Annotated in this window: 10 protein-coding genes; 9 read left to right on the forward strand and 1 reads right to left on the reverse strand. The window is 36.5% G+C overall.

Features of this window, described 5'->3' with window-relative positions; all coding sequences use genetic code 11:
- Positions 1-71: 71 nt before the first annotated feature.
- From pepN to CES88_RS00665, 7 genes are all read left to right on the forward strand, one after another.
- Entirely contained in the window at positions 72-2,729 is a 2,658-nt protein-coding gene (gene pepN / locus CES88_RS00635) for an aminopeptidase N (protein WP_290729543.1), read from the forward strand.
- Between the two features lie 22 nt (positions 2,730-2,751).
- Positions 2,752-3,453 (forward strand): transporter substrate-binding domain-containing protein, encoded by a 702-nt coding sequence (locus tag CES88_RS00640; protein ID WP_290729546.1) that lies wholly within the window; start codon positions 2,752-2,754, stop codon positions 3,451-3,453.
- Between the two features lie 141 nt (positions 3,454-3,594).
- A complete protein-coding gene (locus tag CES88_RS00645; protein ID WP_290729549.1) occupies positions 3,595-4,308 on the forward strand; it encodes a transporter substrate-binding domain-containing protein in 714 nt (237 codons plus the stop codon).
- On the forward strand, positions 4,298-4,816 hold the full coding sequence (locus CES88_RS00650; RefSeq protein ID WP_290729551.1) for a hypothetical protein: 519 nt from the start codon (positions 4,298-4,300) through the stop codon (positions 4,814-4,816). The genes CES88_RS00645 and CES88_RS00650 overlap by 11 nt, the downstream gene beginning before the upstream one ends.
- A gap of 51 nt (positions 4,817-4,867) precedes the next feature.
- Positions 4,868-5,188 carry a hypothetical protein gene (locus CES88_RS00655; RefSeq protein ID WP_290729553.1) on the forward strand — a complete coding sequence of 107 codons (321 nt, stop codon included), beginning with the start codon at positions 4,868-4,870 and terminating at the stop codon, positions 5,186-5,188.
- Entirely contained in the window at positions 5,175-6,065 is an 891-nt protein-coding gene (locus tag CES88_RS00660; RefSeq protein WP_290733270.1) for a sterol desaturase family protein, read from the forward strand. Before CES88_RS00655 ends, CES88_RS00660 begins: the two co-directional genes overlap by 14 nt.
- Before the next feature lie 71 nt (positions 6,066-6,136).
- Positions 6,137-9,190: a hypothetical protein gene (locus tag CES88_RS00665; protein WP_290729556.1), complete on the forward strand. Its 3,054-nt coding sequence runs from the start codon at positions 6,137-6,139 to the stop codon at positions 9,188-9,190.
- Here CES88_RS00665 and CES88_RS00670 read toward each other — a convergent pair.
- Positions 9,180-10,553 carry a cytochrome c peroxidase gene (locus tag CES88_RS00670; RefSeq protein WP_290729559.1) on the reverse strand — a complete coding sequence of 458 codons (1,374 nt, stop codon included), beginning with the start codon at positions 10,551-10,553 and terminating at the stop codon, positions 9,180-9,182. The two genes, CES88_RS00665 and CES88_RS00670, sit on opposite strands and share 11 nt — an antisense overlap.
- Before the next feature lie 92 nt (positions 10,554-10,645).
- On the opposite strand from CES88_RS00670, the gene CES88_RS00675 reads away from it, so the two are divergent.
- Positions 10,646-11,899: an imelysin family protein gene (locus tag CES88_RS00675; RefSeq protein WP_290729562.1), complete on the forward strand. Its 1,254-nt coding sequence runs from the start codon at positions 10,646-10,648 to the stop codon at positions 11,897-11,899.
- On the forward strand, positions 11,892-13,211 hold the full coding sequence (locus tag CES88_RS00680) for a di-heme oxidoredictase family protein (protein ID WP_290729565.1): 1,320 nt from the start codon (positions 11,892-11,894) through the stop codon (positions 13,209-13,211). Before CES88_RS00675 ends, CES88_RS00680 begins: the two co-directional genes overlap by 8 nt.
- Positions 13,212-13,243 lie beyond the last annotated feature (32 nt).

Raw genomic sequence — 13,243 nt, forward strand, 5'->3', positions numbered from 1 at the left:
CTTCTCAAGCATGACAAACGGCAAAATTTAGGTATATTGGCTCTTTCAATAAATTAAAAAGGACTATATAGATGAAAGACGCCACTCCAAAAACAATTTTTTTAAAGGATTACGCCCCTTCTGACTATTTAATTTCTACAATTCATTTAACATTCAATTTAGACGATACAAAGACTCAAGTAATTTCCAGAATGGAAGTTAAAGCAAATTATGACTTATCTGGTGGAAAGAGAGATATGTTCTTAAATGGTGAAGAGCTGTCACTTAATAAAATTCTAGTAGATGAAGTCGAGTTATCATCTGAGCAATATGAATTTGTTGATGAAGGATTAATTCTTAAAGAGGTTAAAGAGTCTTTCATCTTAGAGATTCACAATACAATTAACCCAGAGGCCAATAAGGCCCTTGATGGACTTTATAAGTCGGGTTCAATTTTCTGTACTCAAAATGAGCCAGAAGGATTTAGAAGAATTACATACTTTATTGATCGTCCTGATATTATGGCCGTTTATACAACTAAGGTGATTGCAGATAAGTCTAAGTATCCAGTGCTCCTTTCAAATGGAAACCCAATTAGCTATGGAGATTTAGAAGATGGGAAACACTTTGTAGAATGGTTAGACCCATTTGTTAAACCTTCTTATCTCTATGCTCTTGTGGCCGGAGACCTAGGGCTTGTTCAAGATGAATTTATCACAATGACTGGAAGAAAAATTGATCTTCGCATTTATGTTGATAAAGGAAATGAGTCTAAGTGTGGTCATGCTATGGAGAGTTTGAAGAACTCGATGAAGTGGGATGAAGAAGTCTATGGTCGTGAATATGATTTAGATATTTATATGATTGTTGCAGTTGACGCTTTCAATATGGGAGCTATGGAAAATAAGGGATTAAATATTTTTAACTCCGCATATGTTCTAGCGGACCCAAAAACGGCGACTGATGCTAACTTCTTTGGTATAGAAGGAGTTATCGGACACGAGTACTTTCATAACTGGACTGGAAATAGAATCACTTGTAGAGATTGGTTTCAACTGACTCTAAAAGAAGGACTAACTGTTTTTAGAGACCAAGAATTTTCTTCTGACATGAATTCAAGAGTTGTTAATAGAATTTCAAATATTCAAACATTGAAATCTAGACAATTCGTAGAAGATGCAGGACCGACGGCCCATCCTATTAAGCCGAGTAGCTATATTGAAATTAATAACTTCTACACCATGACTATCTATGAAAAAGGTTCGGAAGTGATAAGAATGATTCACACACTCTTAGGGCCAAAGGGGTTTAGAAAGGGGACAGATAAGTACTTCGAACTCTTTGATGGACAAGCAGTAACAACAGAAGACTTTATCCATGCAATGAGCATCGCAAATGATAACTATGACTTCTCACAGTTTAAAAATTGGTATCATCAAGCGGGGACTCCTGAAGTTGAAATTAAAACTTCTTATAATGAAGCGGCTAATGAATATAGTATTACACTTACTCAAAGTTGTAAGGCAACTCCTGGGCAAACGGATAAGAAACCTTACCTTATGCCATTTGCAATGGGGCTTGTTGATAAGAGTGGAAATGATTTCCCTTTAAAACTAAAAGAAGTTTTTACTGCTCAACCTCAAATTGAAAAGAATATTCTTCACTTAACTCAAGAGAGTGAGACTTTTACTTTTACTGGAATTGATCATGAGCCAATTCCTTCATTTAATAGAGGTTTTAGTGCTCCTATTAACTTAAAAACGGATAGATCATTAAGTGACTACGTCTACCTAATGGCAAATGATAATGACGAATTTAATCGTTACGAGTCGGCTCAAAATTTAGCGAAATCTCTAATGCTCTGTCTTGTTCAAGACGCTGCTAACGGAGTTGAACTAAAACTTGATGAGCCTTACGTTGAAGCTTATGGAAAACTTATTGCTGACTCAAGTCTAGATCATTCATTCAAGGCCCTTGCTCTAGGAATTCCTTCGGAAGGAGTTCTTCACCAATCGCAAGAGGTTGTAGACTTTGAAAATACACACAAGGTAAGAGAGTTTGTAATAAGTACTTTGTCAGCCAGATATGAAAATGAATTTGCAGAAATTTATAAGTCTCTTGCTGTCGAAAAAGAATACACTCTTTCACCAGAAGACATGGGAGAGAGAGAACTTAAGAATATGGTTCTAAATTTCTTACTTTCAACTAAGAATCCTGAATATGAGACTTGGTGTTATGACCAATTTAATAGCGCTACAAATATGACGGATGAATACGCTTCTCTTGTGATGCTTATTCACAGTGAATCAAAGTATAGCGAAGAAGTTATCTCGAAATTCTTTACGAAATGGAAACATGAAACTCTTGTTATGCAAAAGTGGTTAACTGCTCAGGCAAGTGCTTCTGGAGAGAAGACTCTGGGGCGTATTAAAGAACTTTTAAGTAGTGAAGTTTATGATAAGTCAGTACCAAATCTTGTAAGATCATTAGTAGGAACTTTTACTAGTAACGCTATTGAGTTTCATGCGAAATCTGGTGATGGATATAAGTTTATTACAGATCAAATTATCGATATCGACAAATTAAACCCTCAAATGGCGTCTCGACTCGCCGGAAGTTTTAAGGACTACAAGAGATTGCCAGTAGAGTTGAAGGGGTTAGTGAAGGATTCTCTAGAAAGAATTCTCGCAGTAAAAGATATATCTAGAAATGTTTATGAAATCATTTCTAAAACACATGCTGATGCGTAATTGGCTTTAAGGATATTGTAGAATGAAGAAATTAATTTACTTACTATTAGTTTTTTCTCTTTCATCTCAAATCGTAGCAAAGGAAAAAGTATCCATTGCTACTTTTTTAATTCCTAGATATGTACAGTCTGAGACTAACGGAGAGTTTATAACACTTGTGAAGAAGCTCGCAGAAATAGCGGGTTACGAAATTTCACTAACAGTTCTTCCTCCCAAGAGAGCTATTCAGAAGTTTACTGATGGAGAATTTGATGGTTACTTTCCAGGTGTTGATAGTATAAGTCCGAAGAATATTTATAAGACTTCTGATTTCTACATTAAAGAAGATTTTATTTTTCAAATGAAAGGTTCCGATTATAAAAAAATCGCGATGCCAAAGGTTTGTCTGACTGGAGGTTATCCCTACGCAAAAGAAGTACTCGAAAATAAGAAGTGGGAAATTCTTTATGGGAAGTCGGACGAGAATTGTTTGGAGCTATTAAAGATTAATAGAGTTCAGCTTTTCATCGGGGAGGAGTTTACAATAATGGCGGCCTTAAAATCCCTAAAATTGTCAGATAAGGTTTTCTATGACCGCTTTACTCCTGTCTCTACTCAAGGGGTGTACTTCGCATTCTCCGAAACTAAGAGAGGCAAGATAATTAGTCAAAAATTCGATAAGGCCCTAAAGAAAATGGTTATGGATGGAAGCTTCGATTCTCTATTTCCAGAGAAAAAGAGGTGAATTTTTCAATTTTACTTTCCTGTAATTTGAGTTGTTTGTTCCTAAAATCTAAAGTACTGTGATGATAAATAGTGTATTTTAGGTAACTTAATCAAGGAATCTTTAGTTTACCCACCATTTATTCCAGCTTAAAATCATCACATGTATAAAACTATTCTAATCCTACTATTCACTCTCACATCTACCTGGGGACAAACTCCTCGTAAGGTTAAGATTGGGACTTTCCTAATTCCAAAGTATGTTAGATCGAAGACAGAAGGTGAATTTGTCCAGCTCATTTCAGCACTTGCTAAGAAGAGTGATGTGGATATCGAGATAGTATTAATTCCTCCTAAGAGGGCCTACTATGAACTTGAGCTTGGAACTATCGAGGGGCTATTTCCCGCTATGGAGTCTAAAGGTCTAAGCTCATTTGAAACGATCTCCGATTTTTACACTAAAGAAATGTTCGTCTTTGAAAGGGCGGGACATGATTATAGGAAAATTAAAAATGCCAAAGTTTGCACTACAGAAGGCTATACTTATCCTAGTGACTTTATAAAAGAAAAGGGATGGAAAAAAATTGTGGCAAGCTCCGATGAGACCTGCTTAGCACTTCTTGAAAAGAAGAGAGTCGATCTATTTATTGGAGAAATTGTAACGGTAAAGGAGTCCATTAATGTTCTTGGTCTAAGTGAAGTTATAAAATTCAATCAATATAGCCCTATTTCTTCTGATAAAGTGACCCTTGCATTTAGAAAGGGAAGTGATGGAAAGAAATTAAGTGAAAAGTTTGATAAAGCTTTAAAAGAGATTATGATAGATAGAAGCTTTGATAAAATTTTTCCTACAGGGACAGCCAAAATTGAAAGATAATAAAGACTTTGAAACGCTAAAGAAAGAACAAGAAGAAAAAGCGAGAATGGAGTTAGAGGAGAGTGGATTAGACCATCTCATTACGTTCACTCTTGAAAACTTCGCCTATAGGTATCTAGAGACAGCTCATTCAAAGAATATAGTCTCTGAATTCAATGGTGCCAATCAGTACACTGTTACAAGTTTTGAGACAGACCCAATGCTTGCCCTTAAGGTGAGTGATCTTAATGCTAAGAAGGGCGCTATTTCTCTGGCCAAGAGGTTTTCTGCAACCAAGGGCGTAGGTCTTAAGATCAGGTATCAACTTCTCTGCGATACTTCAGGAGTCTCTGGAAGCGGGCCAGGGCTTATGAAATGTAGAGCTTCAATAAACTGGAATATGGACAGAGGATTTGCCTCTGAAGCCGAGTTTGAAAGTTATAAAGAAGAGTCGATAGAATTTAGTGATCCCCTTGTCCTACGAAATAAGTTATCGTTATTATTAGAGAATGTCTGTCAGATCTTTTAGGTTTGACTACTGAAACTAATGTTTGTATAAGTCTTCTTATTGGAGATTTATATGAAGAAAACCACCCTAATTATAGTTTCAGCTTTTGCTATATCTGCAGCGGCCTTCGCAGCTTCACCACTTGTTGAAGAATATAAGAGAAGAAGATCAGTTGTTCATACCGAGCAAATGAAAGAAGCGTACGAGTTTATGAAGAAATTCGATAGGCTTCCAGAGAATATTACAGAATTAGAAGTTTTTGGAAGAACAGGGAAATTTATTGCTAAGAGCAAAAATGACGAAGTTTGTTTCGGAGATATTTTAACGGTATCGCTTGAGTGTTATAACTCTATTGGTTATAGAACATTCTTTGAAGCAGGTGACAGCGATTAAAATTTTAGAATGGGCCTCTAGCTCATTCTTTCTTTTTAGTAATCCGGCCAATAGGCTCTATTACTTATATCTTTTATCCTTCTTTGTTCTGGCCCTAATTTTCTCCAAGGGAAGTAGAGAAGTACTTACAAAGAAGTACTGGTTTAATCCTTCGGCCATTTTTGATTATAAAGTTTATGCTTTTAATTCTCTTATTAAAGCTATTCTTATTGTTCCTGTTTTGTTTTCCGTTTTCACGGTTTCAAAAGTCGTCTTAAGTTTTCTCTATTTCTTCTTTAGCGATTTTAAAGCATTTTCTTTGGGAGACGAAAAACTTATTTGGATTTTCTCTCTCTACTCTTTTGTGATTAATGATTTCTTTAGATTCTTTCTTCACTACTTAATGCATGAAATTCCTTTTCTTTGGAAGTTTCACCGCACTCATCACACGGCGACGAGTTTAACCCCATTTACTTTGCATCGTAATCATCCAGTGGAAGTCTTACTTGCACAGATGAGGAATGTGATAAGTTTAGGATTTATATCTGGAACATTTATGTTCTTATTTAATAAACAGATTGGTGGAATTGATATCTTAGGGGTTAACTTCTTAGGCTTTCTATTTAATTTTCTTGGAAGCAACTTAAGACACTCTCATATCTTTCTAGGCTATGGACCACTTGAATATATTTTTATTAGTCCAGCTCAACATCAAATTCATCATGCTAAGGATGAAGTTCTCTACAATAGAAATTATGGAATAGCTCTTTCTCTATGGGATATTCTCTTTAAAAGTTTTAAGAGATCTAGGGGAGTTTCCATCTCTGGCTACGGAACAGGAGGGGAAGAGGGGGACCACTCCTTTAAAACTCAAGTTTTAGACGCTTTTAGGACGTAATTTCAGTAGGATAAAGAAATAATAAATCGAAGTATCCTTCGAGATTTATAGGATTTAGCCGATAAGGAATAATGCGCGCTAAAGTTTTTCTTCTATTCTTATTTTCCTTTTTGCTAATAACTAATAGCTTTGCTGCTAACGGTAGAATGCAAAGGGCGAAGAAGGCCGCAGATAAGAGAAAGTTTCAAGTAGAGGCCTTTGATCAATATGACTTTTCTCTTTGTCAGAAGTTTGCAAAAGACAATGAGAACTATTATCTATTCTCATGTGATGATTCTAAACTAATCACAAGTCCGATAACAAACCTTGAAAGATCACAGTACCGAATTAGTAAGAAAATCTATAGTGACAATTTTTTAAAAGATTTAAGAGACTACACACTATCTTCTCTGAAAAAGAATAAAGAAGAAATCAATTCAACAATAAATTGTTTAAACTCTAGTTCTACTGACTGTAAATTAAGAATTGAAAAGATTCTAGATTACATTAAAGGAAGTCTTCCAAGCTATAGAAAGACCATGGCACTATCTGAACTCTACACTGTTGGAGGAAGAGGATATACTTTTCACAATATCAAGCAAGACCTTGAGCATGACAGTCTTGATTATGATATTCCAAAACTTTCAGATCTTGAGTATGAAGAAGCAGTTAAATTAAAGAAAGAAATTGTTTTTAATATAAAACAAGATGCTCTTGCCTCTATTGAGGATGAGTGCATTTCATTTGATTATGAATATAAGATGAGTAATTGCTCTCGTGCTATTAAAGGAAAACTTCGAAGTGAAACTTCTAAAGGGGTAGCGAAAGTAAGAGATCTTTATAAAGAAGAATATAATAAGAGAACAAATCTAGATCCTCTGCTGGCACGCTTAAATATTAGAGGGGATGAGCCTAGAGACACAATTATAAAAGAGTTAAGAAAGCAATTGATAGAATCTTCAAAGGCCAATCAAGAATCATTCGAGAAAATTGCAAGTCTTGAAGATGATGATGACTTAATTGATCTAATTAAGAATAAGAATTCAGTACAAGGATATTTAAGTACGCAAGGAGTCTCTAAGGCGAGTTGCGATATTGCTCAGTCCCTCTATGATGAGGTTGAAACTGATAAGCTTATGGCCTCTCTCTATATCGGAGGAGCGGCGATTGTTGGCGGAGGGATTTGTCTTGGGACTTTGGGAATTGGGTGTGCCATTGGTGTTGGAGTTGTAGCTGAGGGAGTTGATCTCTACATGCAGCAAAATCAGTTGAATAACTCAAGACTATCATTTGAATCAGGTCTTGGAACTGTGGATGCTATAGAAAGTGCTGAAAGTGATCGAAACCTTGCTCTCGCTTTTGTTGCCGTTGGAAGTGCGGGTAATTTATTAAGACCAGCAGCAAGAATTGCTAAGAATAGTTATGTTGGATCTAAGAAAAGTATCGAAAATACTTTTGAAGCAAGAAAATCAAAAATTGAATTAAGCGAAATAAGAAACTTTACTCCTAAATTGAAAGAGAATTTTTCAAGTGTGAGTGAATTAAAAAGAGCTTACAGTGATTACGCTTTAACAACTCCTCGTTTAAATAGGAGATGGATTGATAATGCGAAGAAATCAAATGCTAGTTTCTATCTCGATGTTGAAAATAGTGCACTGAAGAGGCTTAATGATAGTTTAGGGGATAAGGAGCTTGTGACTTCTTTGACGAATCTTCATAAAGAAGTCATGTTTAAGAAGATAAATGAGCTGTCTAAGAAATTTAATGGAATTAATTTTGAAGTTTACTCTGACTTTAAATCTCTTCGCTTTGCTTTTACTCCAAAAAATATTCCTAAAAGTGTAGAGGAGAAATTTCTAAAAGAACTAAATACAGTTTATAAAGAAGCTAATGGTGAGTACGCAAAAATGGTTCAGAGTTTAGATGGCCTTGGCGCTGAGACTCCCGCTCTCTGGTTTGAAGGTGGAATTGCCGCCACTGCAGATGGAGCTGGACAAGCGGCTAAGAGGTCTCGAGTGATCAATAGGGTCGCACCAAGGCTTGTTTCTTTTAATGACATTAGAAGATTAGTTGATCTAGATTTAGAAAGTATAAAGTCATACTCATCAAAATTAAGTAATTCGTCTTTAGAGAAAGCTGGACTTACTGAAGTCGTCGCTGGAACAGGAGTAAAGACGGTTAGGCTTGAGGTTATTGAAACAATACGAAAGTCTACTGGTAATGCAAGAATCGATGAAGTTGAGAGAATTTTCTCTGGACGTCTAAATCATCTCTCTCATCTTGATATTAAAAAAAATCTTGATGCAGACTACTCTCGTCAGGCCTTGTCTGATAAGTTTGGGGTCGTTCTATCTAATGAAGAGGCCCACGATCTAGTCGAGTATGTAAGTAAGTTAGATGGACTTACCCCTGGCTTATGGCAAGAGGTTAGAGTAAGTGCTAGTTTGGATAAGGCAAACTTTGGAGGTTTTTCAGGAGATGTCACTGGAATGGGGGCTCGAAATATTCAACAAGTAGCAAGAGATATTGCTACCGCTAAGTCTGTTAACGCTGAAGAAGTTCTAACTGTGACAAGACTTGGAGAACAACAAGTTACAAAAACATTCAATAAAATAAAAGACAATTTCACTACAACAGTTAAAGACGTCTTTGATAAGAGAAAAGTTCTCTACGAGTCAAAGTGCTCGGGTGATGATTGTGTCGTTATTCCAAGTTCTAAGTTAGAACGTGGAGATGAAGTGGCCATTATCAATGCTTTTAGAGTTCAAGATAATCCATCTCAATATAGACTTAGTTTTATTCCTCCAGGTGTAAGTAGTGAGAAGAGAACAATCTTGGCCACTCAAGGGGAATTGGTGGAAAAAGAGCTTCGAAAACAAATTGTAGGGATATCTAGTGAGAAAATTCCTTACAAGAAGCTTTCTCAGATTACACTAGGTACAAGAATGCCATCTACTTTAAATAAAGGAAGCATTGAACTCTATCTTGGCGTTGGGAAGGGGATCTCTCTAACAAAATATGAGAGAGAGCTTATTGAAAAAGCCTATGAGAGAGCGGTCAAAAAAACTAATCAAAATTTAAGTGAAGAGGCCAGTGGCGCCAGTAAAATCTTATATGATAGCGGCACCGTTAACTTTATTGAATAACGAAGTTCTCTGGTCGCGTTGGCCAGATCGTTTCATCTTCTAGAAATTCCTTACTACTAAATCTCTTATCTGTAAGAGCATTTTGTATAAAATCTAGAAGATTTTCTTTTTCCGTTACTGTTAGTTTTAAACCTTTTCTAAGTTCTCCAATACTCATTAATTGAAACCTGAACTTATTTCGAAGCTTGTCTTTGTCAACAATTAGAATGTCTTCATAGAACTTTTGAATTTCAGAAGTCATCTCAAAATTACCAAGTGTATCTTTTACGTTATCGTAGTGATCAATAACTTGTTTGAGAGTTTGAAAAACACCTGAGTGCATGTACGGAGGATTGAGTGCAGTATTTCTTAGAGGAGGCGTTTTGAACTTATAAAGATCTCTCTTTTCTCCTGTGACTTCAAACCTTCCTCTGTCGTCAATTTGGTTTGAACCTTCAATTCCAATTTGCGGAGTTCCAGTTGTTTTAAATTCAAAGTTAGTCAGATGCTTTCCAGCGTGACAATTAATGCACTTTCCTCTTCCTGCAAAAACTTTTAGTCCTTTCTTCTGACTAAGTGTCATTGCATTTAAATTTCCTTTTAAATAATGATCATAAGGAGTTTCAACAAAGCTAAAAGCATCTTTCATAAAAGCACTTAATGCAGTTCCAACATTTCCAATATTAAATTCTTTTTGATCTGGAAAAGAAGATTTAAATAAATTTGTGTAGAGCTCACTCTTCTTTCCATTTAAAAGTCTGTCCATTACTCCTTTCCAAACTTTTAAGTTAGAGTCCATCCCTATAAACTCATTATCTACTTCTGCAGTCTCTGCTCTTCCCATCATCTCTTCTGGGCTTGTAATAGGAAATAAAGCTTGCGCGGAAAGAGCGCCACTTAAACTCTTTGTTATATATGCAGCTTTTGGACTCTTTCCGTTAAGTGCAACTTCAGGTGTTCTGTAAGCTTTTGTTTTGGGATCATATTCTACGCGGCCATCTTGAAACATCACCGTCACTTCATCTTTATAACCTAAGTTGATAAGGGCGGGAGAGTTTCTTCTAATAACCAAGCCTCTACCGCGGCCATTTTGTTCTCGGTTTGGACCAATTCCAACACCTCCTTCGCCAATAGAGAAAGGAAGTCCATCACTAGAGCCTAGTCTTGGGTGATGACAGTGCATACAGGTCATATTTTTGTTTCCACTTAAGAGTGGTTCCATAAACAGACGAGACCCTAAATTAACTAGAACTTTTGGGGAGGGGGTAGGGCTTTCAAGGGGCTGTAAATTATTGTCTTTAATAATCTTAGCGAGCTCAAGGTCGATGTCCGCCATAGTTGTTTGGAGAAATAGAAGTGTGAAAAATAATATAAGCTTTCTCATATAAATTCTTTGATGGTTTGTTGCTTTCTTGGTTAAGTTTATATATATGTATTTTAGTTTCAATAGTCAAACAAAAGTACGCTGGAGGATACATGCGAAATCTTATACTTACGTCGGCCCTACTTGTAGCATCTTTTTCTGCAAGCGCTGTAAAAGCACCATTTAAAAATAATGAGGTCTTAAATAGAGAAGTTATCTCAAATTACAGTGAACTTGCTCTTTTAAACTATAACGATTCACTTGCAGGAGCAAGAGAGCTTAAGAGTGAAATTGCAAAATTTATAAAACTAGCTGAAGAGAATGCAGTTTCTGCAAAAGAGCAATTTGAAATGGTTAAAAAAACATGGTCAATTGATGCTCGTCTTCCTTACGGACAATCTGAAATTTTTAGATTCTACAATGGTCCAGTTGACTTTGAAGCAATTGATGACGGAGTAGTGACATACTTAGAATCAATTAACTTTGAAGGTGTAGAAGGCCTAATGAATGCGTGGCCTCTTGATGAAATCTACATCGACTATGTAAAGGAAGATTCAAGCGCAGGACTTGTAAATAATAGAGGGATTGAGCTAACTAAAGAAGTTATCGTTTCAATGAACGAGAGAGAAGGTGAGAAGAATATTTCAACTGGATATCACGCAATTGAATTTCTTCTATGGGGACAAGATAGATCTTTAGAAACGGCAGGAACTAGACCATATACTGACTATGTCACTGGTGGAACTGCTAAAAACCAAGATAGAAGAAGAACATACCTCTCTCTTCTTATTGATCTCCTAGATGATCACCTAAGCTCAGTGACTAATCAATGGGTAAAGGGAGAAACTAACTACAGAACTGAATTCCTAAAGAGAGACACGAATTCTGTTTTAACTGATATCTTTATTTCTATGACTTCCATGGCCGGTGATGAGCTTAAGAGTGAGAGAATTGAAAATGCCTTTCTTTTAGAAGATCAAGAGGAAGAGCATTCGTGTTTTTCTGATCAGACAATTAATGACATTTATACAAATGCTCTTGGTGTGAAGAATATCTATTTTGGAGAATACTCAGCACAAAACTTAGATAAGAAAATTAATGGAAAAGGAATTAGCGATCTCGTTGCTTTTGTAAATCCAGCTCTTGATAAGAAGATTGCGACAAAATTTAAGTCACTCTTTAATAATATTAATTTCTTTTACAAAAAGTCTAGAAGTGGAGAAGTTCAAATTGGAAATATCAACACTCCATTTGATAGAGCGCTAACGACTAATAAAGTTGAGATTCAAAATATCATTGACGACTTGGGTGCAATTGATGAGCTTCTAAGAGAAGCAGCTCTTGAGTTAGGTCTAGAGATTGAATAAGAGTCTTAGACTTAAAAATATACTACCACTACTTATAATAATTCTTATAAGTAGTGGTGCTAAAGCAAGGACTTTAAGTTTCACTGGTCCTAAAGATTTCGCTCGCCTTATTGAAGGTTTGAGTTCAAGTGAGTTGGCCAAAGTTAAGGCCGGTTTTTCTCTCTTTGCTAAACCTTGGGTTGCAGCACCTTCTTCAACTCGAGTTCGTGACGGGCTAGGACCACACTTCAATGCTACAAGCTGTATGAGTTGCCACTCTCGCATGGGAAGGGGAAACCCTCTTCGCAGTGACGGTAGTCTTGATCACTCAATTCTTTTTAGGGTTTCAACCGGTAATACTAGTGAGAGAGGTCCTGTTCCTGACGCCATTTATGGATTGCAACTTCAGGGGAAGTCACTCATTCAGATTGAAAGAGAGGCAGAAGTCTCTGTTCATTATACTAGCATTTCTGGAACTTATCCTGATGGCACTACATACTCGCTTAGAAAACCTTCTTTCAACTTTTCTAAATTAAATTATGGACCTTTTGATTCTTTAATTCATATCTCTCCGCGAACGAGTCCTATACTTGCAGGTCTTGGCTTTATTGATGCAATTTCCAAAGAGGATATTCTCTCTCAAGTCGATGAGTTCGACCTTGATAGAGATGGTATTAGTGGAAGAGCTAATTATTCTTGGAGCGCATCTAAGAATAAGCTAATGGTCGGGCGTTTTGGACATAAAGCGAATGTTCCAACTCTTCTAGATCAAATAGCAGGGGCCCTTCAAGGTGATATGGGGATTACTAGCTCTCTTGCACCTTTGGAAAATTGTGGAGAGCTTCAACTTGAATGCCACTCTATTTTAAATGGAGGAGAGCCTGAAATTAGTGATGATCACATAGGCTTTATTCATCTTCTCTTGAAGTCTATTGCTCCACCGAAAGTTGAGGTCGTTAAGTCAGAAGATTTTGGACGAAAGATATTTTCAAAAATTGGTTGCGTAAAATGCCATACAGCGAATTATGCAGTGAGAGGGAGAGAAGTTTCCCCTTATTCCGATTTTCTACTTCATGACATGGGTGAAGAGCTCGCCGACAATAGAGAAGACTTTAAGGCCACAGGAAGAGAGTGGAAGACTGCTCCTCTCTGGGGACTTGGAAGTCTTAAGAAAGTGAATGGTCACACGAATCTACTACATGACGGACGAGCGAGAAATGTCGAGGAGGCGATTCTTTGGCACGGAGGAGAGGCTTCTAAGACTCGAGAAAAATTCAAGGCACTCTCTAAAAAAGAGCGTTCTTCACTACTTAAATTTCTAAATCAAATTTAAACCCAAAAGGTACCACGTACCTGGTGTTATGA

It is taken from the genome of Halobacteriovorax sp. JY17 (assembly GCF_002753895.1).
Lineage (GTDB): Bacteria > Bdellovibrionota > Bacteriovoracia > Bacteriovoracales > Bacteriovoracaceae > Halobacteriovorax.